This window comes from Streptomyces sp. NPDC056224, assembly GCF_042267665.1.
In the GTDB taxonomy this organism is placed as follows: domain Bacteria; phylum Actinomycetota; class Actinomycetes; order Streptomycetales; family Streptomycetaceae; genus Streptomyces.
The window spans coordinates 66,867-87,700 of record NZ_JBHJTK010000018.1; the positions used below are offsets into that span (position 1 = coordinate 66,867).

The 20,834-nt window shown below is 73.9% G+C and carries 19 protein-coding genes; 9 read left to right on the plus strand and 10 right to left on the minus strand.

Annotated elements, in window-relative coordinates; genetic code table 11:
- The first annotated feature begins 532 nt into the window (after positions 1 to 532).
- The gene (locus ACFCZ1_RS21505) at positions 533 to 2,017 is read left to right on the plus strand and encodes an AlkA N-terminal domain-containing protein (protein ID WP_376679870.1); all 1,485 of its coding nucleotides are present in this window, start codon (positions 533 to 535) and stop codon (positions 2,015 to 2,017) included.
- Between the two features lie 11 nt (positions 2,018 to 2,028).
- Positions 2,029 to 2,532 (plus strand): methylated-DNA--[protein]-cysteine S-methyltransferase, encoded by a 504-nt coding sequence (locus ACFCZ1_RS21510; protein ID WP_376679871.1) that lies wholly within the window; start codon positions 2,029 to 2,031, stop codon positions 2,530 to 2,532.
- A gap of 410 nt (positions 2,533 to 2,942) precedes the next feature.
- Here ACFCZ1_RS21510 and ACFCZ1_RS21515 read toward each other — a convergent pair whose 3' ends face one another.
- Positions 2,943 to 3,371: a hypothetical protein gene (locus tag ACFCZ1_RS21515; protein ID WP_376679872.1), complete on the minus strand. Its 429-nt coding sequence runs from the start codon at positions 3,369 to 3,371 to the stop codon at positions 2,943 to 2,945.
- Positions 3,372 to 3,420: 49 nt separating this feature from the next.
- Positions 3,421 to 3,921 (minus strand): NUDIX domain-containing protein, encoded by a 501-nt coding sequence (locus tag ACFCZ1_RS21520; RefSeq protein ID WP_376679873.1) that lies wholly within the window; start codon positions 3,919 to 3,921, stop codon positions 3,421 to 3,423.
- Positions 3,922 to 4,179: 258 nt separating this feature from the next.
- Between ACFCZ1_RS21520 and ACFCZ1_RS21525 the strand changes: the two genes are divergently transcribed.
- From ACFCZ1_RS21525 to ACFCZ1_RS21535, 3 genes are all read left to right on the plus strand, one after another.
- The gene (locus tag ACFCZ1_RS21525) at positions 4,180 to 5,328 is read left to right on the plus strand and encodes a glycerate kinase (RefSeq protein ID WP_376679874.1); all 1,149 of its coding nucleotides are present in this window, start codon (positions 4,180 to 4,182) and stop codon (positions 5,326 to 5,328) included.
- Positions 5,329 to 5,494: 166 nt separating this feature from the next.
- On the plus strand, positions 5,495 to 5,770 hold the full coding sequence (locus ACFCZ1_RS21530; RefSeq protein WP_376679875.1) for a hypothetical protein: 276 nt from the start codon (positions 5,495 to 5,497) through the stop codon (positions 5,768 to 5,770).
- On the plus strand, positions 5,767 to 5,988 hold the full coding sequence (locus ACFCZ1_RS21535; protein WP_376679876.1) for a GNAT family N-acetyltransferase: 222 nt from the start codon (positions 5,767 to 5,769) through the stop codon (positions 5,986 to 5,988). The genes ACFCZ1_RS21530 and ACFCZ1_RS21535 overlap by 4 nt, the downstream gene beginning before the upstream one ends.
- Here the strand turns inward: ACFCZ1_RS21535 and ACFCZ1_RS21540 are convergent.
- Entirely contained in the window at positions 5,967 to 6,551 is a 585-nt protein-coding gene (locus ACFCZ1_RS21540) for a cysteine hydrolase family protein (RefSeq protein ID WP_376679877.1), read from the minus strand. The genes ACFCZ1_RS21535 and ACFCZ1_RS21540 overlap by 22 nt on opposite strands.
- A gap of 97 nt (positions 6,552 to 6,648) precedes the next feature.
- Between ACFCZ1_RS21540 and ACFCZ1_RS21545 the strand changes: the two genes are divergently transcribed.
- The 3 genes from ACFCZ1_RS21545 to ACFCZ1_RS21555 all read left to right on the plus strand — a co-directional run bounded on the left by ACFCZ1_RS21545 (position 6,649) and on the right by ACFCZ1_RS21555 (position 10,944).
- Positions 6,649 to 7,644, plus strand: a complete 996-nt coding sequence (locus ACFCZ1_RS21545; RefSeq protein ID WP_376679878.1) for a GlxA family transcriptional regulator — start codon at positions 6,649 to 6,651, stop codon at positions 7,642 to 7,644.
- On the plus strand, positions 7,641 to 10,451 hold the full coding sequence (locus tag ACFCZ1_RS21550; RefSeq protein WP_376679879.1) for a SpoIIE family protein phosphatase: 2,811 nt from the start codon (positions 7,641 to 7,643) through the stop codon (positions 10,449 to 10,451). The genes ACFCZ1_RS21545 and ACFCZ1_RS21550 overlap by 4 nt, the downstream gene beginning before the upstream one ends.
- A 250-nt stretch (positions 10,452 to 10,701) precedes the next feature.
- Positions 10,702 to 10,944, plus strand: coding sequence for a hypothetical protein (locus tag ACFCZ1_RS21555; RefSeq protein ID WP_376679880.1), 243 nt, complete (start codon positions 10,702 to 10,704; stop codon positions 10,942 to 10,944).
- A gap of 70 nt (positions 10,945 to 11,014) precedes the next feature.
- Here the strand turns inward: ACFCZ1_RS21555 and ACFCZ1_RS21560 are convergent, their stop codons facing one another.
- The 3 genes from ACFCZ1_RS21560 to ACFCZ1_RS21570 form a co-directional block, all read right to left on the minus strand.
- Complete coding sequence (locus tag ACFCZ1_RS21560; protein WP_376679881.1) at positions 11,015 to 13,084, minus strand: SpoIIE family protein phosphatase; 2,070 nt, start codon at positions 13,082 to 13,084, stop codon at positions 11,015 to 11,017.
- Positions 13,085 to 13,447: 363 nt separating this feature from the next.
- Positions 13,448 to 14,671: an aromatic amino acid transaminase gene (locus tag ACFCZ1_RS21565; RefSeq protein WP_376679882.1), complete on the minus strand. Its 1,224-nt coding sequence runs from the start codon at positions 14,669 to 14,671 to the stop codon at positions 13,448 to 13,450.
- Entirely contained in the window at positions 14,664 to 15,662 is a 999-nt protein-coding gene (locus tag ACFCZ1_RS21570) for a DMT family transporter (protein WP_376679883.1), read from the minus strand. Before ACFCZ1_RS21570 ends, ACFCZ1_RS21565 begins: the two co-directional genes overlap by 8 nt.
- Positions 15,663 to 15,792: 130 nt before the next feature.
- Between ACFCZ1_RS21570 and ACFCZ1_RS21575 the strand changes: the two genes are divergently transcribed.
- The gene (locus ACFCZ1_RS21575; RefSeq protein WP_376679884.1) at positions 15,793 to 16,278 is read left to right on the plus strand and encodes an Lrp/AsnC family transcriptional regulator; all 486 of its coding nucleotides are present in this window, start codon (positions 15,793 to 15,795) and stop codon (positions 16,276 to 16,278) included.
- A gap of 27 nt (positions 16,279 to 16,305) precedes the next feature.
- Here ACFCZ1_RS21575 and ACFCZ1_RS21580 read toward each other — a convergent pair whose 3' ends face one another.
- From ACFCZ1_RS21580 to ACFCZ1_RS21595, 4 genes are all read right to left on the minus strand, one after another.
- Complete coding sequence (locus tag ACFCZ1_RS21580) at positions 16,306 to 16,824, minus strand: O-acetyl-ADP-ribose deacetylase (RefSeq protein WP_376679885.1); 519 nt, start codon at positions 16,822 to 16,824, stop codon at positions 16,306 to 16,308.
- On the minus strand, positions 16,824 to 18,242 hold the full coding sequence (locus ACFCZ1_RS21585) for a phytoene desaturase family protein (RefSeq protein WP_376679886.1): 1,419 nt from the start codon (positions 18,240 to 18,242) through the stop codon (positions 16,824 to 16,826). The genes ACFCZ1_RS21580 and ACFCZ1_RS21585 overlap by 1 nt, the downstream gene beginning before the upstream one ends.
- Before the next feature lie 138 nt (positions 18,243 to 18,380).
- Positions 18,381 to 19,202, minus strand: a complete 822-nt coding sequence (locus tag ACFCZ1_RS21590) for an inositol monophosphatase family protein (protein WP_376679887.1) — start codon at positions 19,200 to 19,202, stop codon at positions 18,381 to 18,383.
- Positions 19,203 to 19,302: 100 nt separating this feature from the next.
- Positions 19,303 to 20,805: an NCS1 family nucleobase:cation symporter-1 gene (locus ACFCZ1_RS21595; protein ID WP_376679888.1), complete on the minus strand. Its 1,503-nt coding sequence runs from the start codon at positions 20,803 to 20,805 to the stop codon at positions 19,303 to 19,305.
- Between the last annotated feature and the right edge of the window lie 29 nt (positions 20,806 to 20,834).

The following is a 20,834-nucleotide window of genomic DNA, read 5'->3' on the forward strand; positions in this document are numbered from 1 at the left end:
GGGGCGAAGGCCCGGTCCTCAGCCCCACCGGCGCTTGAGCGGGGCCCGGGGCCACAGGTGAAGCCCCGCTCCTCAGCCCAGCCCGCGCTTGAGCGGCGGCCCGGGGGCCCGGGGGCCTGGGGGCGAAACCAGACCTGGGCCGTCAGCCCCGACGCGCGCGGTACGGGCCGGGGGCGCGGGCCGGGGGCCCGGGCCGGGGCGAAGGCCCGGTCCTCAGCCCCACCGGCGCTTGAGCGGGGCCCGGGGCCACAGGTGAAGCCCCGCTCCTCAGCCCAGCCCGCGCTTGAGCGGGGCCCGAGGACCGCAGGCAAAGGCCCGGCCCTGGGCCCGGTCGGCAGTAAGTCCGTGGGCCGAAATTCAAGCCCGGCCGGCGATTGAGGCGCACGCTGCGAGGCCCGGCGGGGCGTGAGGCGGGGGCGGGACGAGCCCCGAGCCCGCGCCCCGCCGGCGGCGGGGCGGGGCCGGTGGGGCCGATAGGCTTGATGTCGGAAAACCGCCAGCCGGGGGTCGTCCAAGCCCTGATCCTGGAGCCATGCACACCGACACCGAGCGCTGCGTAAGGGCCGTGCAGTCGAAGGACGCCCGCTTCGACGGCTGGTTCTTCACCGCGGTGCTGACCACCCGGATCTACTGCCGGCCCAGCTGCCCCGCCGTGCCCCCCAAGGTCGAGAACATGACCTTCCTGCCCAGCGCCGCCGCCTGCCAGCAGGCCGGCTTCCGGGCCTGCAAGCGGTGCCGCCCCGACACGAGCCCCGGTTCTCCGGAGTGGAACGCACGGGCCGACGCCGTCGCGCGTGCGGTGCGGCTGATCCAGGACGGGGTCGTGGACCGGGAGGGGGTGCCGGGACTGGCCCTCCGCCTGGGGTACTCGACCCGGCAGGTCGAGCGCCAGCTCAACGCCGAGCTCGGGGCCGGTCCGCTCGCCCTGGCCAGGGCCCAGCGCGCCCAGACCGCCCGGCTGCTCATCGAGACCTCCGAACTCCCCATGGGCGACGTGGCCTTCGCCGCCGGGTTCTCCTCCATCCGCAGCTTCAACGACACGGTCCGCGAGGTCTTCGCCCTCGCACCGAGCGAGCTGCGCGAGCGGGCCGTGAAGGCCAGCCGCCACAAGAACGCCCCGCCTCGCATCCCCGGGACGATCAGCCTCCGGCTGCCGTTCCGGGCACCCTTGAACCCGGACAACCTCTTCGGGCATCTCGCCGCGACCGCCGTTCCCGGGGTCGAGGAGTGGCGGGACGGCGCCTACCGCCGCACCCTGCGCCTGCCCTACGGCACCGGGGTCGTCGCACTGACCCCACAGCCGGACCACATCGGCTGCCGCCTCGCCCTGACCGATCTGCGCGACCTGACGATCGCCATCAGCCGCTGCCGCTGGATGCTCGACCTCGACGCCGACCCGGAGGCGGTCGACGAGCAGCTGCGCTCCGACCCGCTGCTGACCCCGCTGGTGGACAAGGCACCCGGGCGCCGGGTGCCCCGTACGGTCGACGCGGCTGAGTTCGCCGTACGGGCGGTGCTCGGCCAGCAGGTGTCCACCGCGGCGGCGCGCACCCATGCGGCCCGGCTGGTCACCGCGTACGGCGAACCGGTGGAGGACCCCCTGGGCGGGCTGACCCACCTCTTCCCCTCCCCGCAGTCGCTCGCCGGGCTGGACCCCGAGTCCCTGGCCATGCCGCGCAGCCGGCGCACCACCTTCACCACCCTGGTCTCGGCACTTGCCGACGGCTCCCTGCCGCTCGGCATCGACAGCGACTGGGAGGCGGCGCGGGTCCAGCTGTCGGCGCTGCCCGGCTTCGGCCCGTGGACCACCGAGATCATCGCGATGCGGGCACTCGGCGACCCGGACGCGTTCCTGCCGTCCGACCTGGGCGTCCGGCGGGCCGCGCGGGGGCTCGGGCTGCCGTCCACGCCCGCGGCGCTGACCGCCCGGGCGGCCGGCTGGCGGCCCTGGCGCGCGTACGCCGTGCAGTACCTGTGGGCCACGGACGCCCACCCCATCAACCACCTGCCCGTCTGAGGAGCACGAGCATGAGCAGCAAGCAGCACGCCGTCGTCGACAGCCCGTACGGTCCGCTCACCCTGGTCGCCACCGACGGCGTCCTCAGCGGCCTGTACATGACCGGGCAGCGCCACCGCCCCGCCGAGGAGTCCTTCGGGGAGCGGGTCGCCGCCTCCGAGGAGCCGTTCCCCGAGGTGGCGCGGCAGCTGGCCGCGTACTTCGCCGGGGAACTCACCGTCTTCGACCTCCCCCTCCGGATGGAGGGCACCGACTTCCAGCGCAGCGTGTGGGACCAGCTGGTACGGATCCCCTACGGCGAGACCTGGTCGTACGGGCAGCTCGCGTCCGAGCTCGGCAAGCCCAACGCCTCGCGCGCCGTGGGCCTGGCCAACGGCAAGAACCCGGTCGGCATCATCGTCCCCTGCCACCGGGTGATCGGGGCCTCGGGCGGCATGACGGGCTACGGCGGCGGGGTCGAACGCAAGGTGCGGCTGCTCGACTTCGAAGCCGGGGCCCGGCAGCTCCAGATCTAGTGCTGTGGCCGGAAGGGTGTGCCGGGGCGCGGCGTTGCCCGGCCACCGCTGGGAGGGCCCCAGGTGCGGTGCACCGCACGGCGGAGGGCCGAGGCCCGTACGGGACGCACCGGCGCGGTCCGACAACGCCGCCAGGTGCCGTGCCGGGGCCGCGACCCGGTGGCCCCTGCCGGTCACCGCACCAGCTGTGGTCCGGGTGTGCTCCCCGTCGCCGACCTGTCACCCGGTCAGCGGGGCGACTCCGCAGCAGCGTCCTGCACGCCCCTCGCCCGCGCGGTGAGCGAGCCGGTCACGATATCGGCCATGGCACGGGCCATCCGCTCGTAGAAGCGCCACAGGAACGGGTCGCGGGGGCTGGGTGCGCCGAAGTAGCCCTGCGGCGTCACCCGGCGGGCGTGTTCGCCGGAGTACTAGACGACGAGCAGCGGGACCAGCAGGGCGAAGGCCGCGCCCGCCTCCACCGCATAGCTGTACAGCGAAGGGTGCTGGACGGGGGCGGCGAGCAGGACCGCGCTCTGCTGGGCTGCGGCCGCCGCCACCCACTCGGCGTCGGCGCCGAGGTTGCCCTGGTACCAGCCCTCGCAGGAGCCGGGGCCGCTGACGGCGAGGAGGTCGTCCTCGCGGCGGTAGAAGGCCTGCCACTGCGCGGCGGGCACGGACCAGCCGTCGAAGTCGGTGAACCGGGCCCAGCCGCCCTCGCGTATCGCGGTGTCGAACAGCCAGACGGGCGTCCCGTCGGGGGTCACTTCACCGCCGGCCTGCTGGTCGGTGGTGAAGTGCACCATGGGGAGGGCGTCGGGCCCGTCGGCGGTGCTGGGCCAGGCATACATCGTGATCATCAGCTGATTCTGTCCTGCTCGCAGTAAGCCCGGTGTTACCTGGCCGGTCCTATGGGAAACGTGGGCGGCGGCCGTTCTCCAGTTCCGCCGCGCCCTCGCCCGACAGCAGGACCCGGTAGGCCTCTTCGGCGCGCAGGCCGAGCGATCCGGGGAGGTACGCGGTGAGTTCGGCGGGGTCGACCAGCCGCCAGGAGAGCAGTTCCTCCTCCTGGAGGGTGATGGCGGCGAGTTGCGCGGCGTCCAGCACCCCGCCGTCGTAGAGGTACGCCACCAGCGGCGGGCGGGCGGCGCCGAGCGTCCAGTCGACGGCGAGCAGCCGGCCGAGCGGTACGTCGACGCCGATCTCCTCGGCGCTCTCGCGGCGGGCGGCCGCACGGGGTGACTCGCCGAGGTCCGACTCGATGGTGCCGCCGGGCAGGGCCCAGCCCTCGCGGTAGTTGGGCTCGACGAGCAGGACCCTGCCCTCGGCGTCCCGGTAGAGGGCGGCCGCTCCGGCCAGCACCCGGGGCAGGCTCGCGATGTACGTGGCGTAGTCATCCGTGGTGGTCACCGCGCCACCCTACCCAGGGGCGCCGGGCCCGTCGTCGTGGTTCCGGCCCTTGGACCCGGCCCTGGGATCCGGCCTTTCGGACCCGGCGACGCGCCACAGCCGCGGGTGCGGGGCCCGGCTCCGCTCAATGAGGTGGATATCCGCATTTAGACGGATGCCGTGCCGAGTGTGACCCAGGCCACTCATGGGCATAGGAGGATCCTCCGGATAAGCTCATGGCGGCGCGACTGCACTGTTCGATAGCAAGGGAAAAGCAAGGTGACGGACGGAGCAGTAAACGAGGCCGCGCGCGTGCTCATCGCCGCGGACAAATTCAAGGGCTCACTCACGGCCGTTCAGGTCGCGGAGCGGGTGACGGCGGGCCTCCGCAAGGCCGTACCGGGCGTGGAGATCGAGACCCTCCCCGTCGCGGACGGCGGCGACGGCACGGTCGCCGCCGCGGTGGCGGCCGGTTTCGAACGCCGTGAGGTACGGGTCACCGGACCCCTCGGCGAGCAGGTCACGGCGGCGTTCGCGCTGCGCGGGGGCACCGCCGTGGTCGAGATGGCGGAGGCATCCGGGCTGCAGCTGCTGCCGGCCGGCACCTTCGCGCCGCTGACGGCCACCACGTACGGCTCCGGCGAGCTGCTGAAGGCCGCGCTGGACGCGGGCGCGCGGTCGATCGTCTTCGGCGTGGGCGGCAGCGCCACCACCGACGGCGGCGCGGGCATGCTGGCGGCGCTGGGCGCGGTGTTCCTGGACGCGAACGGCGAACCGGTCGGTCCGGGCGGCGGCGCGCTGGCCGGGCTGGCCTCGGCGGACCTGTCGGGGATCGACCCGCGCTTCGCGGAGGTCGAATTCGTCCTGGCCAGCGACGTGGACAACCCGCTGACCGGCCCGAAGGGCTGCGCGGCGGTCTACGGCCCGCAGAAGGGCGCCTCGCCGCAGGACGTGGCGGCGCTCGACGCGGCGCTGGCCCACTTCGCGGTGGTGCTGGAGAAGTCGATCGGCGCGAAGGCCGCCCGGTGCGCGGTGCTCCCGGGTGCGGGTGGCGCCGGCGGCATCGGATACGGCGCGCTCCTGCTCGGTGCGACGTTCCGGCCCGGCATCGAGCTGATGCTGGAGGTACTGGGCTTCGCGCCGGCCCTGGAGCGGGCCACGCTGGTCATCACCGGCGAGGGGTCGCTGGACGAGCAGACCCTGCACGGCAAGGCTCCGGCGGGTGTCGCGGCGGCGGCGCGGGCGGCCGGCAAGCCGGTCGTGGCGGTCTGCGGACGGCTGCTGCTGAGCGAGGAGGCCCTCCGGGCGGCCGGGATCCAGCGGGCGTACCCGCTGACCGACCTGGAGCCGGACCCGGCGAAGTCCATCCCGAACGCCGGGCCCCTGCTGGAGAGGGTCGCGGCCGCCATCGCCGCCGACGTCCTCTGACGGATGCTCCGGCGAAGGCCCGGCCCCCGAGGGGACCGGGCCTTCGCCGCCCACGGCGCCATCGAACCCGCCGCGGGGCGGGGCGGGGACGCGGGCTGATGGGCACGGCGGTCATGGACGGCACCCCGGGCCTCCCGGACTCCCGGACCTGATCACCGAGCGGCTCGTGCTGCGACCGCTGGACGCGGTCCGGGCACGGCGGCTGATCGACGGCGCGCCGGGCCCGGACGACCACGGGGGTCCGGGCCACCCGGACGCCGGGGACCGGGCGGGCGCGGAGCGGCACCTGCGCGTGCCGTCCGCGCAGGGCGACCCGCTGCCGTTCCGGGCGTACGGGATACGGCGCCGGGACGACGGCCCCACGATCGACGGCACCACGATCGGCGGCACCACGATCGGCGGCGCCGGGTTCCACGGCCCGGCCGACGCCGGGGCCGGGTGACCGCGGGCTGCGGACAGATTCCCTCCGCCCGGGGCCGGGGCTACGCCACCGAGGCCCCGCGCGCACTGCTCGACCACGCCCGGAAGCACGGTGCGACCGCCGTTCAGGGCGACACGGATCCGGGGAACACGGCCTCGCAGCGGGTCGTGGAAGCGGTCGGCACGCGCCTGCTGCGGGAGGACGACCGCCTGCGGTACTACGCCGCCGGGAGCAGCTGAGCCGTCGTCACCACGCGGGCGAAGCCGCCGCCCTGGAGGTTGACCGCGGTGGCGGTGGCGAGTTCGTCGGCGGTCAGGCTCAGGCCCGCCGGGCCGGCGAGGTCGAAGGTGTGGGTGGCGTCGAGCGGGACGAGGACGTCGTAGCCCAGGTTCCCGGCCATCCGGGCCGTGGTCTCGACGCACATGTTGGTCTGGATCCCGGCCACCACCACCTGGCCGATGCCCCGGGCGGTGAGCCAGGCGGCCAGGTCCGGGGTGCCGTAGAACGCCGAGTTGACGTGCTTGGTGATCAGCAGGGACTCGTACCGGCGCTGCTCGACGAAGTCCTTGAAGGCGTAACCGGGCCGGTCGGCGGCGAGTACCGAGCCGGGGCGGAGCGAGGCGTGCCGCACCTGCACCACCGGCCGCCCGGCCACCTGCCAGGCGTCCATCAGGGCGGCGATGTTGTCCTCGGCGGCCGGGTTGTTGCGCGGCCCCCAGAAGGACGCGTCGTCGAAGCCCTGCTGCACGTCGATGACGATCAGGGCACTGTCGGGGGCGATCTCGATCGCGTTCTCTGTCATGGCTTCATGCTGGTCGCCCGGGGGCGGGGCCGACAGAGCCACCGGCGCCCCCGATCGATGGGATCCTGCCAGCCTGGCAGGATGGCACACTGGCTTCGTGCACCGCGTCGCGATCCTCGTCCAGCCCGGCATCCGCAGCTTCGACCTCGCCGTGATCACCGAGGTCTGGGGCCCCGACCGCAGCCTTGCCGGGGTGCCTCCCTTCGAGCTGCGCCGGTGTGCCGTGGAGCCCGGACCGATCGCCCTGCCCGGCGGGCTGACCCTGGCCCCCGACCGCGGGCTCGACTGGCTGGTCTCGGCCGACCTGGTCGTCGTACCGGCACTGGCCTCGCCGGACGACCCGACGCCCGAGCCGGCCCTCGCCGCGCTCCGGGAGGCGCACGCCCGGGGCGTCCCGATCGCCGCACTGTGCGCCGGGGCGTTCGTCCTCGCGGAGGCCGGCCTGCTGGCGGGCCGCCGGGCGGTGACGCACTGGTCACTGGCCCCGCGGCTCGCCGCCCGCCATCCGGCGGTGCTCGTCGAGGACGCCCCGCTCTACGTGGAGGACGGCGGGCTGTGGACCTCCGCCGGGGTGGCCTCCGGCATCGACCTGTGCCTGCACCTCGTCCGGCAGGCGCACGGCGCCGAGGCCGCCGCCGCGATCGCCCGCTCCATGGTGACGGGCCCGTTCCGCACCGGGGATCACGCCCAGTACCTGGACCGGCCCACACCCTCGGCCGACCGGACCGCCGAGACCCTGGCGGCCGTACGGGCACGCGCCCTGCGCCATCTGCACGAACCGCTCGACGTGGCCACCCTGGCCCGCTGGGCGGGCATGTCCCCGCGCTCCTTCGCCCGGCACTTCGCCTCGGCCACCGGCACCACCCCCCACCGGTGGCTGCTGAGCCACCGCCTGGACGGGGCCCGCAAGCTGCTGGAACGCACCGACCACCCGGTCCCGGAAGTGGCCCGCCGCTCCGGTTTCGCCAGCGAGGTCACCTTCCGCCAGCACTTCTCGTCCCACGTCGGCGTCAGCCCCCGCGCGTACCGGGCGGCCGCCGCCGCCGCGCAGCCGCCCCCAAACGACCTGGACAGTGTTAGAAAGGGCTCATGACCGGACGTAAAGGTCGCCAGCCGACCGGGTGGGGCCCGCGCCTGTTCGCGCGCACGTCCCGGTGGGCGCACAGTGTCGCCGGTCAGGTCTTCGCCCTCATGGCGGTGATAGTGCTGCTGCTGATCGGCGCGAGCGCTGTGGCGCTGGTGGTCCAGTCCCGGTACGACAGCGAGCGCGACGCGCGCAACCGCTCGCTCGCGGCGGCCGAGGCGTTCGCCCACGCCCCCGGGCTCCCGGCGGCGCTGAAGTCGGCGAACCCGACCGCCGAGCTCCAGCCGCTGGCCGACGCCGCCCGCCGCGGCTCGGGCATCGACTTCGTCGCCGTGATGAACCTCGACGGGGTCCGGTACACCGACTCGCGGCCCGAGCTGATCGGCACCCGCGCCACGGGCGACCTCTCCCGCGCCCTCGCCGGACAGTCCTTCACGGAAACGTTTCTGGGCGAGCCCAGCGATGCGGTCCGGGCCGTCGTGCCCGTACGGGACGCGGACGGCGCGGTCATCGGCCTGGTCGGCACGGGCATCGAGGTGGCGAACGTGTCCGACGCCGTCGAGGACCAGATCCCGCTCCTCATCGGCGCCACGGCGGCCGCACTGCTGCTCGGCACGGGCGGCGCCTTCCTGGTCAGCCGCCGACTGCGGCGCCAGACCCACGGCCTGGGCGCCGCCGAGATGGCGCGGATGAACGAGCACCACGAGGCAGTGCTGCACGCCGTGCGCGAGGGGGTCCTCATCATCGGGACCGACCGGCGCCTCGTCCTGGCCAACGACGAGGCCAGACGGCTGCTCGACCTGCCTGCCGACGCCGAGCAGCGGCACGTCGCCGACCTCGGCCTCGACCCGCGCACCACGGAGCTGCTCGTTTCGGGCCGGGTCGCGACGGACGAGGTGCACCTGGCGGGCAACCGGCTGCTCGCGGTCAACCAGCGGCTCGCCAAACCGTACGGCGGCCAGCCCGCCGGCACCGTGATGACCCTGCGCGACTCAACCGAGCTCGCCGCGCTCTCCGGCCGGGCCGAGGTGGCCCGCGAACGGCTCCAGCTGCTCTACGACGCCGGCGGACGGATCGGGACGACCCTGGACGTGGTGCGGACCGCCGAGGAGCTGTCGGAGGTCGCCGTCCCCCGCTTCGCGGACTTCGTCACCGTGGAACTGCTGGAGCCGGTGCTGCGCGGTGACGAGCCCGCGCTGGCCGCCGGCATGTACACGGAGATGCGGCGGGCGGCCATGAGCGGGGTCCGCACCGACCAGCCGCTGCAGCCGGTCGGCGACATCATCCGGTTCGTCGTGCCGACCGCGCCCATGGCCGCGGCCCTGGACGCCGGGCATGCGGTGCTCGCGGCCGATCTGCACGCCGCCATGGGCTGGCGGGCGCAGGACGCCGACGGGACCCGGCTGGCCCTCGACTACGGCTTCCACTCGCTGATCTCCGTACCCCTCCAGGCGCGGGGCGTGGTCCTGGGCATGGCCAACTTCTGGCGGGCCGCCGACACGCCGGAGTCCTTCGACGAGGAGGACCGTTCCTTCGCGATGGAGCTGGCGGCGCGCGCGGCGGTCTCCATCGACAACGCCCGCCGCTTCACGCGCGAGCACGCGACGGCCGTGACCCTGCAGCGCAGCCTGCTCCCCCGGGTGCTGCCCGAGCAGACGGCCGTGGACGTCGCCTTCCGGTACCTGCCCTCGAAGGCGGGGGTGAGCGGGGACTGGTTCGACGTGATCCCGCTGCCGGGTGCCCGGGTGGCGCTGGTCGTCGGCGACGTCGTCGGGCACGGGGTGCACGCGGCGGCCACGATGGGCCGGCTGCGGACCGCCGTGCACAACTTCTCCACCCTGGACCTGCCGCCCGACGAGCTGCTCGGGCACCTGGACGAGTTGATCAACCGGATCGACCAGATGGAGTCCGCGGGGAGCGACGGCGACGGCGGCGGGGCGGCCGGGGACGGGGTCGGTGGATCGGCCGGGATCACGGGCGCCACCTGCCTGTACGCGGTCTACGACCCGGTCTCCGGGCGGTGTGCGATGGCCAGCGCCGGTCACCCCGGACCCGCCCTGATGCGGACCGACGGGCACGTGGAGTTCCCGGTGCTGCCCGCGGGGCTCCCGCTCGGGGTCGGTGGCATGCCCTTCGAGGCCGTCGAGCTGCAGCTGCCCGAGGGGAGCCGTCTCGTGCTGTTCACCGACGGTCTGGTGGAGGACCGCCAGCGGGACTTCGACTCCGGTCTGCGCCTGCTGGCCGAGACGCTGTCCGCGACCGGCCGCAGCCCCGACCAGGCCTGCGCGGACGTGCTCGCCGCGATGCTGTTCCCGACGCCGACGGACGACATCGCCCTGCTGATCGCCGACACCCGGCTGCTGGAGGCCGGCAGGATCGCCGAGTGGGAGGTGCCCGGCGAGCCGTCGGCCGTCTCGCGGGTGCGCAACGCGGGCTCGGCGCAGCTCTCCGCGTGGGGGCTGGACGAGATCTCCTTCACCACCGAGCTCATCCTCAGCGAGCTGGTCACCAATGCCATCCGGTACGGGAGCGCGCCCGTCCGGGTCCGGCTGCTCTGCGACCGCAGCCTCATCTGCGAGGTCTCCGACGGCAGCAGCACCTCCCCGCACCTGCGGTACGCGGCCACCACCGACGAGGGCGGGCGCGGGCTGTTCCTCGTCGCCCAGTACGCCGAGCGGTGGGGCACCCGCTACACGGACCGCGGCAAGGTCATCTGGGCCGAGCTGCCGCTGACCGGGGGCGCGGAGCCGTCCGCACCGGACCTGTCGGGCCTGGACTCGACGGACCCGGACTCGCTGGAGGACCTGGCCTGGTGACGCGGCCCGGCCGGGGAACCGCCGGCCGTGCCTGCTCGCAGGGGGCGTTGCGGGGCTTGGCGTCTCCGATGGCAGGCCGAGGGCCTCGCACAGGGCCCGGGCCCTCACCGACCGGACGCGGAGTCGGCGAAGACCCGAGAGGCATCGACAACGCGCCGCCGCCGGCCTCCCGCCGGGCCGGGCCAAGGGCGACACCTGCACGCTGAGCGAGCTGCCGAGCAGCGCCGCGGTTCCCGGCGGGGCCGTGGTGATGTCGGAGCGGAACGCCGCCGAACAGCCGGCTCGTGCCGACACCGCCCGCCGCTGGACGGTGACGGTGACCCTGAAGTCGTCCGGCGCGCAGCTTCAGATGGTGCAGTGGAACAGCACCGGCGGCGGCAGCGGCTCCGACACACCGGAGCCGACCCGTGCCGCTCCCCCGCTCTCCGAGCAGCAGGTGGTGGCCGCACTCACCGGTGCCACCTGGGACCCGATCCTCGGTGCCGTCGGCTGACCCGTCGCCCCGCCGAAGCCCGTCGCCTCGCCGAAGACCGTCGCCCCGCCGAAGACCGAGCCACTCGGCCTCACACGCCCTCTCGGACCGGCCTCGTGCGGGCCAGCAGCACCGCCACGTCGTCCTGCGGAGCGTCCGGCAGCAGCTGCTCCAGGATCCCGTCGCACAGCTCCTCCAGGGGCTGCGAGGCGCCGCCGAGGGCCCGTGCCAGCTGGTCCATGCCCTGGTCGAGGTCGCGGTCCCGGGCTTCGATGAGACCGTCGGTGTAGAGCACGAGCAGGCTTCCCGGGGGCAGCCGCACCTCTTCGGTGCGGAAGTCCCGCCCTCCCGTGCCCAGCGGGGTGCCGGGCGGGCCGTCGAGGAAGGTGATGGTCCCGTCGGCGCCGACGACGGCGGGCGGCGGGTGCCCGGCGCGGGCGATCACACAGCCCCCGGACGCCGGGTCGTGGACGGCGTAGACGCAGGTGGCCATCTCGTCCTCGCCCAGGTCGGCCACGACGGCGTCGAGCGAGTCGAGCATCCGGGCGGGGGACACGTCGAGGCGCGCGAGGGTCCGTACCGCCGTGCGCAGCTGCCCCATCACGGCAGCCGCGTGGACCCCGTGGCCCATGACGTCCCCGATGACCAGGCCGGTCCGCCCGCCGGGCAGCTGGATGACGTCGAACCAGTCGCCGCCGACGTCGTGGTCGCTGGCGGGCAGGTAGCGCCCGGTCAGTTCGAGGCCGGAGACCTGGGGCAGATCGCTGTTGGTGAGGCTGCGTTGAAGGGTCAGGGCGGCCTGCCGCTGGCGCGTGTACATCCGGGCGTTGTCGATGTTGAGGGCGGCGCGGGCGACCAGCTCGTCGATGAGTACGCAGTCCTGCTCGTCGAAGGGTTCGCGCCCGCGCACCCGGGTCACGATGACCGCGCCGAGCACGGTGCCCCGGGCGACCAGCGGGATCAGGCGGGCGGAGCCGAGGGTGGCGAGGTAGGCGCGCAGTGGCTCGGCACGCGGGTCCGACACCAGCGCCGGGATGTCGGACACGTACAGGTTCATGGGCCGCCCGTCGGCGATGACCTGCTCGTAGACACTGCCCGCGGGGATCTGGAGGGTCTGGCCCGCGGCGAGTTTCGCGGTGGGGGCGTCCGGGTCGGGAAAGCTGACGGCCAGGCGCCGCAGGACGCCGAGGGTGGATCCGGCCGCCTCGTCCGGTTCGATCACCGCTTCGAGCAGCTGTACGTCGGCCGAGTCCGCGAGCTGCGGTACGAGGAGGCCCACGACCTCCCGGGCGGTCTGATGGAGGTCCAGGGTGGTGCCGATGCGGGTGCCCGCCTCCGCCAGCAGGGCGAACCGGTGCCTGGCCCGTTCGGCGTCGGCCTGGGCCCGCTGGCTCTCGGTGATGTCGATGAGGGAGGCGATCAGGCCGAGCGGCCGCCCGGCCCCGTCGAGCAGGGGGGCGTACGAACAGGACCAGGTCCGGTCGTGGTCGGGATCGGACGCGGTCCTTCCGGTGCGGCGGACGTCGACGACGGCCGTGCCCTGGTCGAGGACCTGGCGCATGGTCGCCTCCAGCGCCGCGGCGTTGACCCCGGGCACGACCTCGGTGAGCCGCCTGCCGACGTGGTCGGCGGCCGGGACCCCGTTCATCCGGGCCAGGGCGTCGTTGACCCGCAGGAAGCGCAGGTCGAGGCCGAGGGTGCCGAGGCCTATGGGCGACTGGGTGAAGAGGCTCTGCAGGGCGGCGAGCGAATCCCGCATGTGGAGCACCTCGGAGGTCTCCGCGGCGATGAGCATGGCCCCCGTACGCCCTTGGGGGTCGGGGGCGGGGAGGATCCACATCTCCATGGCGACGTCGTGGCCGTCCCGGTGGCGCACGGGCAGGGTGCCGACGACGGTCTCGCCCGCCTGGACGCGGCGGGTCAGCTGACCGGCGAGCTCACGGTTGGCGTCGGGGACGAGGACGGCGGAGCCGCGGCGGCCGAGGATGTCCTCGGGTCTGTACCCGAGCAGGTCCTGGCAGGCGAGCGACCACTCGACGACGCGCCCGTCCGCGTCCTCCCGCCACAGGGCGATCGGCAGCAGGTCGCGGAGCACGCCGGCGTACCCGACGGCCGCCATCGGCGGGTCCGGCAGCTCACTCGTCGACTGGTAAGTGTCCAATGCACCGACCTCACCCCGGGGGGCCTGATTCCTACCGATTCACCCTATCCGAGGCATCGGCGCGGGGCCCTGTGTCCGGCGATTCCGGACCCCCCGGGGGGGATGACCGGCCGCAGACACCGGAACGCGTCGAACCGGAGGCGCCGGAACTCTTGACTCGGGCGAAATAGGGAGGAAACTCATCAATACACCGGAATACCGGATAGAGCCGCACCTCCCTCTGGAGACGTCCAGGGGCCCGCGTGACCCTTGTCCAGGCTCTGGCCAGGCCCCCGGCAGATCCCGCGGTCCACGGGAGCCATCGGCGACGGCGGATGGCTCATGGAACCTGCGGAACTGCCGGGGACTGTCGTGTCCGGCCGGCTACTGCCGCAGCGCGCCTGCGAGGGCCCGGGGTGCGTGCGCCTCTCCCAGCACCGCCGCGACGGCCTGCGCGAGCCGGGGGATCCGGTGGCCCGGGATCCCCGCGATGTTGATCCGGCCCGACGTGGTGCCATAGACGGCGAACTCCCGGCGCAGCCGGAGCATCTGCGCGGCGGTGAGCGGCAGCATCGAGAACATGCCCTTCTGCCGCGCGAGTGCCCGCGCCTGCGGGCCGCACCCCAGGGCGCTCAGGTGGGTCGTCAGGTCCGTCCGGTTGGCCACGATCCGCAGGCGCATGGCCTCCAGTTCCGCCTGCCAGGCGGCCCGCAGCCCGGCGTCCTCCAGGATCGTCGTGACGACGGCGGCGCCGTGCTCGGGCGGCATCGAGTACAGGGTCCGTGCGGCGTTCTGCAGGGCCGTCTCGACGTGCCTCAGCGCCTTGCCGGACCGGCCGAGGACGATGGCGCAGCCGGTGCGGTCGCTGTAGAGGCCGAAGTTCTTCGAGCAGCTGACGGCGATCAGCATCTCGGGCACGCGCGCGGCCAGGATGCGCGTGGGCAGCAGGTCGGCCTCCAGTCCGTCGCCGAGCCCGTGGTAGGCGAGATCGACGAACGGTACCCAGCCGCCCCGTACTGCCAGCTCGGCCAGTGCCTCCCAGGCGTCCAGCGTGGGGTCGCCGCCCGTCGGGTTGTGGCAGCACCCCTGGAGCAGGACCACGTCGTCCGGCCGCGCGCCGCCCAGTTCCCGCAGCACGCCTTCCGCGTCGAAACCGCCCTGCGCGTCGAGCCAGCCGTAGGCACGGACCTTGAGCCCGGCGGCCTCCAGGATGGGCCGGTGGTTCACGTACGCCGGGTCGCTGATCCAGACCGTGGTGCCCGGCCGGGTCCGGCATATCAGGTCGGCCAGCAGCCGCAGCGCGCCGGAGCCGGCGACGGTCTGGACGGCGACGGCCCGGTCGGCCGGCGCCTCGGACCCCAGGACCAGCGCCGGCAGGGCCCGGTTGAAGGCGGCGTTGCCGGAGAGCCCCCGGTACTCCTTGGACGCGGAGCGCTCCGCCAGCCGGATCTCGGCCTCGCGGACGGCGGCCATGACGGGCGTGCGGTCCGTGTGGTCGCGGTAGACGCCGAGGACGAGGTTCAGGCGCTCGGGCCGCTCGTCGGCGGCGTACTCCGCGGTCAGGTCCCACAGCGGGTCGGTGGGCGGCGGCGGGAGGAGCTCAAGCATGTGCGGGGACCTCGGGTCTAGGGGCTGACGTGGCGGGACGACGGTTGGCGAGTACGACGCCGGCGGTGATGAGGGGTACGCCGATGAGCACGGCGAGGGTGGGCGATTCGTCGAGGAGGGGGACGGCCAGGAGGACCACGGCCACGGGGCTGAGGCTGCCGACGACGGAGCTGCGCTCCGCACCCAGCCTGCGGATGGCGAAGGCGTACAGCAGGCCGGCGCACAGGCCGACCCCGAGCCCCTGCACGACGAGGAACAGGGCGATGTCGCCGCCCGTCGCGTGCGCGAGCCCCGTCGGGAGCACCCCGGTCAGGACCAGGAGCCCGATCACCGCGAAGGAGGGCAGGCACAGCAGTCCGATCGAACCGACCGGGTCGAGGTCCACGTCCCGCAGGCCCACCGTGTAGAGGGCCCACAGCCCGCTGGCCACCAGGAGGGTGCCGGCGCCTTGCAGTACGTCCGTGTCCACGGGGACGACGTAGCGCCAGACGAGGGCGATCACGCCGACCGCGATCAGCGCGAGCCCGGCCGCCTGGGTTCCGCGGGGCGCGCCGTGCCCGCGCGCGGCCATGAGCGCGGAGACGAACAGCGGGACCATCCCGGGGACGATCGAGCCGACGAACGCAGCGGACGTCAGCGCGCCGCCGTGCATCGCCGCCAGGAAGAACGGCACTCCCGCACCACAGATGATCTTGATTGCCGGGCCCGGCCGGACCGCCGCGATCCGGTGGCGGCGCCGCCACAGCGCGGGGAGCAGGACCACGACCGGGACGCCGAAGCGCAGCAGGGCCGCATCGGCGGGCAGGAGGGTGGAGGCGCTCAGGGCCCGGGCGCTGAGCGCGAAGGCCGCCCAGATCGACACGGTCACCAGCAGCGCGAGCACGCCCTGGGCGTGCGGGGAGAGCCCGCGCCGGCCGGGATTTCCGGCCGGCGGGACCGCCGTATCGGGAGGCGCGGTCGCCCCGGTGATGTTCGTCGCGACCACGGACATGTGCTCCAGCCTCTGAGACCGGACCGGTCTGGTCCGTTCCGGGGCAAGGCTAGGGCTTCGGACGGGGCAGCCGATTGCCAGTTCTGCCTCTCGGACATACGTTTGGGGCAGAATCTGCCAAGGAGTGGCCATGGACGCAGTCGATCTGCAGATCATCCGGGAATTGCAGGCCGACGGGCGCCTGAGCAACCAGGACCTCGCCGACCGCGTCCGGCTCTCCCCTTCACCGTGTCTGCGCCGCGTCCGGCGCCTGGAGGAGGCGGGCCTGATCCGCGGCTACACGGCGATGGTCGACCAGGTCGCCTTCGGGCTCCCGGTCACCGTCTTCGTCCGGATCCGGCTCGAACGCCACACCGCGCAGGCGGTACGGCTCTTCGAGGAGCACGTGGCCGTCATCGAGCACATCCAGGACTGCTACCTGATGGCGGGGAGCAGCGACTACCTGCTGCGCGTGGTCATCGAGGACCTGGAGGCGTACGAGGCCCTGGTGCGCCACCGGATCCACGCCATTCCCGGCATCGCCTCGATCGAGTCGAGCTTCGCGTACGGCAGCGTCAAGCAGTCCCGCACGTACCCGCGCCCCTCTCCGGGCGGCGCCGCCGCGCGGCCGAGGTGAAGGCCCCGCGGCGGTCGGCGCCGTCAGCTACCCGGCGGCCCCGACCGCCGCCTCGAAGGCCGCGTAGGCCGCCGCGTCGAAGAGTACGAACCGCACCTCTTCCACCTCGGTCCGGGCCGCCCGTACGGTCTCCACGGCGATCCGCGCCCCGTCGTCCATCGGCCAGCCGTAGATCCCCGTGGAGATGGCCGGGAACGCGACCGAACGGGCCCCCAGCTCGTCGGCGACCCGCAGGGACTCGCGGTAGCAGGAGGCGAGCAGCGCCGACCGGTCGTCCTCCCGCGACCAGACCGGGCCGACGGTGTGGATGACGTGGCCGGCCGCGAGCCGCCCCGCTGTGGTGGCGACGGCCTGGCCGGTCGCCAGGCCCTTGCCGTAGTGCGAGCGGCGCAGGTCCTCGCAGGCGGCCAGGATCTGCGGCCCGCCGCGCCGGTGGATGGCGCCGTCGACCCCACCGCCGCCGAGCAGCGAGGAGTTCGCGGCGTTGACGATCGCGTCGGCCTTCTCGGCGGTGATGTCGCCGAGGACCAGGGTGATGCGGAGCATCAGGAGTCCTTTCGCAGGTGGCGCCAGACCGCCTTGGCCGCGTTGTGGCCCGACATCCCGTGCACGCCCGGGCCCGGCGGGGTCGCGGACGAGCAGATGAAGACGGCCGGGTGGGGGGTCGTGTACGGGGACAGGGAGAGCCTGGGCCGCAGCAGCAGCTGGAGCCCCGAGGCCGCGCCGCAGGCGATGTCCCCGCCGACGTAGTTGGGGTTGCGGGCGGCGAGTTCGGGCGGGCCGGCCGTGGCGCGGGCCAGGACCAGGTCGCGGAAGCCCGGTGCGAAGCGCTCCAGTTGGCGTTCGACGGCTTCCGTGAGGTCTCCGCCCCAGCCCGCCGGGACGTGCCCGTACGCCCAGAACACGTGCTTGCCCCCGGGCGCCCGGCCGGGGTCGACGAGGCTGGGCTGTGCGGTGATGAGGAAGGGGTTGCGGGGGGCGCGCCCCCCCGAGGCGAGTTGCAGGGCGGCGTCGATGTCGCGGGCGCGCGGGCCGATCTGGACGGTGCCGGCCCGGCGCGGTTCCTCGGCGGTCCACGGGACGGGGCCGTCCAGCGCGTAGTCGATCTTGAATGCGGCGGCGCCGTACTTGTAGCCGTCGTAGACCCGGCCCAGGCGTGCGATCCGGGCCAGCGCGGTCGGCGAGGTGTCGAAGACGTACGCGCGGGCCGGCGGGAGGTCGTCGAGCCGCTTGACCTCGAAGCCGGTGTGGACGGTGCCGCCGAGGTCGCGCAGGTACGCGGCGAGCGCATCGGAGATCGACTGCGAGCCGCCGCGCGGCATGGGCCAGCCGTTCGCGTGCGCGGCCAGGGCGAAGACCAGCCCGACGGCGCCGGTGGCGATCCCGTCCAGCGGGGCGATGACGTGTGCGACGAGCCCCGCGAACAGAGCCCGGGCCCGGTCGTCGCGGAAGCGGCGCAGGAGCCAGGTCGAGGGGGGCAGCCCGGCGAGCCCGAAACGGGCGAGGGTGACGGGGTCGCGGGGCAGGGCGGTGCTCGGCAGCGACATGAAGTCCCGGGCCAGCGTGTCCCATTTGCCGAGGTAGGGCCCCACGAGCCGGCGGTAGGCACCCGCGTCGCGCGGCCCGAAGGACGCCGCCGTCTCCGCGACCGAGCGGGAGAGGACCGCGGCCGTGCCGTCGTCGAAGGGGTGCGCCATGGGCAGCGGGGCGTGCAGCCACTCCAGCCCGTACCGCTTCAGCGGCATCGTGGCGAAGACGGGCGAGCCGATGCCGAGCGGGTGCACGGCCGAGCAGGGGTCGTGCCGGAAGCCGGGGAGGGTCAGCTCCTCGGTCCGGGCCCCGCCGCCGACCGTGTCCGCGGCTTCGAAGACGGCCACCGAGAAGCCGCGCCGGGCCAGTTCGACGGCGGCCGTCAGCCCGTTGGGCCCCGCCCCCACCACGACCGCATCGAGAATCGACGGCACTTGCGACTCCTTCGTCCGGCGGCGCCTGTGTTCCCCAGGATATTCCGGCCGCGTGGTCCTCCAAGGCTGTCCCATGATCCCCGGTGGGTCAGCGCACGGCGTCGGATGCGGTGCCCCGCAGGCCTGCGGGGACGGCCCTCAGTCCCGCAGCAGGTCGCGGATGCGGACCGCGGTCGCCTCGTCCCGGCCGACCACGAAGGGCAGCGCGTTGTCCCGGTCCACCCGGAAGGGGAGCCCGGCAACGGTGCTCTGCACCCCGCCGGCCTCGGCGACCAGCAGCAGTCCGGCCGCGTGGTCCCAGGCCGAGGGCCAGGTGAAGGCCAGGCCGTCCATCTCGCCGCGGGCCACCTTCAGGTACTCCAGGCCGGCCGACCCGCAGGGCCTGGCCGCCACGCCCGGCACGTCCAGCCGTCCCAGGGTCCGCTTGTCCTTCTCGGAGGTGTACAGCGGGTGGGCCATGGCGATCCGCAGCTCGGCGCCCGGCTCGGGCGAACCGCTGTGGATCCGCTCGCCGTTGACGTATGAGCCCTGCCCGCGCACGGCGGTCGCCAGCTCCTCCAGGGCCGGGGCGAAGGTCCAGGAGGCGAGGATCTCGCCGCGGTGGGCCAGCGCCACCAGGGTGCAGAAGGCGGGGTCGCCGGAGACGAACTGCCGGGTGCCGTCGACCGGGTCCACGATCCACACCGGGGCGTCCGCGCGCAGCGCCTCGTACACGGTCGGGTCGGCGTGCACGGCCTCCTCGCCGACCACGGCCGAGCCGGGCAGCAGCCGTGTCAGGGCGGCCGTCAGGTACTCCTCGGCCTTGCGGTCGGCGACCGTCACCAGGTCGTGCGGTCCGCTCTTCTCGTCGACCTCGTGGTCGGCGAGCTGGCGGAATCTCGGCATGATCTCGACCGCCGCCGCCTTGCGGACCGCTTCTTCCACCGCGGACAGGTCTTGGGCCAGGAACTCTTCGATCATGCCCCCATCACATCACGCCGGGCTGACAAACCCCACCGGGAATGCCGTCCGCCCGCAGGACTCCGGGTGGACTCCGCGTGAACCCTGCCGGGCCGGCGGATCAGCGGCCGGGACGCCGGCGGTGCATGAGCGCCGCGTACAGCAGCATGGACGAGGCCAGGCCCACCACCCAGCCGTAGTCCGCCAGCGGCTTCAGGAAGGGGATCAGGCCGTCCTCGGGGAAGGGGCCCTGGCCGGGGGCCGAGTGCGAGCCGCCGATGGCCAGCACCCCGCCGACCAGGAAGGCCGCCAGCGCCCGGACGTTCCAGCCGCCCGTGTACCAGTACGGCCCGCCCTCCCGGTACAGGTCGGGCAGCGACAGCCGGGTGCGCCGCACGATCCAGTAGTCCGCGATGAGGATGCCGGCGACCGTGCCGAGCAGGCCGCCGACCAGGCCGAGCCAGGTGAAGATGTACAGCTCGGGGGTGGAGGTCAGCTTCCACGGCATGATCAGCACGCCGACCACGCCCGTGATCAGCGCCCCTCTGCGGAAGTTGATCCGGCGGGGGGCCAGGTTGGCCAGGTCGTACGCCGGGGAGACGACGTTCGCCGCGATGTTCACCGAGATCGTCGCGACGAGGACCGTGACCAGGGCGTAGAGCAGCCCGAAGACGCTGTCGGTCTTGGCGACCAGCTCCACCGGGTCCCAGATCGGGGCGCCGTACACGGCCTCGGAACCGGAGGTGACGAACACCGACAGCAGCGCGAAGAGGGTCATCGTGGTCGGCAGCCCCAGCGTCTGTCCGAGGATCTGGGAGCGCTGGCCGGCGCCGAAGCGGGTGAAGTCCGGAATGTTGAGCGAGAGGGTGGACCAGAAGGCGATCATCCCCATGAGCGACGGGAAGAAGACCGCCCAGAAATCCGCGCCCCAGCCGAGCTTGGACGGCTGGCCGAGCAGCTCGCCGAAGCCGCCCGCCTTCAGCCCGATCCACGCGAAGAGCACCAGGGCGCCGACGATGACGAAGGGCGCCGCCCAGTTCTCGAAGCGCCGCAGGGTCTCCATCCCCCGGTAGATGATGGCGAGTTCGAGGGCCCAGAAGAGGAGGAAGCACAGCCACAGCGGCCAGGGCTGACCGGCGATCTGCCCGGCGTCCGCCCAGCCGCCGAAGATCCGGCCGAGCAGGACGAAGATCCCGGACCCGCCGATCCAGGTCTGGATCCCGAACCAGGCACAGGCCACGGCCGCCCGGATCAGCGCGGCCAGATTGGCTCCTCGCACCCCGAAGGAGGCCCGGGCCAGGACCGGGAAGGGAATCCCGTACTTGGGACCGGCGTGCCCGGTGAGCAGCATCGGCACCAGCACGATGAGGTTGGCCAGGGCGATGGTGAGGACGGCCTGCTTCCAGTCCATCCCCAGGGCCACCAGCCCGGAGGCGAGCAGCCAGGAGGGGATGTTGTGCGCCATGCCGACCCACAGGGCCGTGAAGTTGTACGTCGTCCAGCGTCTGGCCGAGGCCGGCACGGGCAGGAGGTCGGGATTGGCGAAGCGTCCGCCGGAGGGGACTTCGCCGGGAGCGAGCTCGACGCGGTCCGGGGTGTCGTCTGCGATGGTGCGGTCCAGCATGAGCGCGCGTCCCTTCAGGTCAGGATCCG

Coding starts and splice junctions, on each gene's coding strand:
- ACFCZ1_RS21505 (WP_376679870.1), top strand. CDS start 533: ATGCACACCGACACCGAGCGCTGCGTAAGGGCCGTGCAGTCGAAGGAC.
- ACFCZ1_RS21510 (WP_376679871.1), top strand. CDS start 2,029: ATGAGCAGCAAGCAGCACGCCGTCGTCGACAGCCCGTACGGTCCGCTC.
- ACFCZ1_RS21515 (WP_376679872.1), bottom strand. CDS start 3,371: ATGATCACGATGTATGCCTGGCCCAGCACCGCCGACGGGCCCGACGCC.
- ACFCZ1_RS21540 (WP_376679877.1), bottom strand. CDS start 6,551: ATGACAGAGAACGCGATCGAGATCGCCCCCGACAGTGCCCTGATCGTC.
- ACFCZ1_RS21550 (WP_376679879.1), top strand. CDS start 7,641: ATGACCGGACGTAAAGGTCGCCAGCCGACCGGGTGGGGCCCGCGCCTG.
- ACFCZ1_RS21555 (WP_376679880.1), top strand. CDS start 10,702: ATGTCGGAGCGGAACGCCGCCGAACAGCCGGCTCGTGCCGACACCGCC.
- ACFCZ1_RS21565 (WP_376679882.1), bottom strand. CDS start 14,671: ATGCTTGAGCTCCTCCCGCCGCCGCCCACCGACCCGCTGTGGGACCTG.
- ACFCZ1_RS21570 (WP_376679883.1), bottom strand. CDS start 15,662: ATGTCCGTGGTCGCGACGAACATCACCGGGGCGACCGCGCCTCCCGAT.
- ACFCZ1_RS21575 (WP_376679884.1), top strand. CDS start 15,793: ATGGACGCAGTCGATCTGCAGATCATCCGGGAATTGCAGGCCGACGGG.
- ACFCZ1_RS21580 (WP_376679885.1), bottom strand. CDS start 16,824: ATGCTCCGCATCACCCTGGTCCTCGGCGACATCACCGCCGAGAAGGCC.
- ACFCZ1_RS21590 (WP_376679887.1), bottom strand. CDS start 19,202: ATGATCGAAGAGTTCCTGGCCCAAGACCTGTCCGCGGTGGAAGAAGCG.
- ACFCZ1_RS21595 (WP_376679888.1), bottom strand. CDS start 20,805: ATGCTGGACCGCACCATCGCAGACGACACCCCGGACCGCGTCGAGCTC.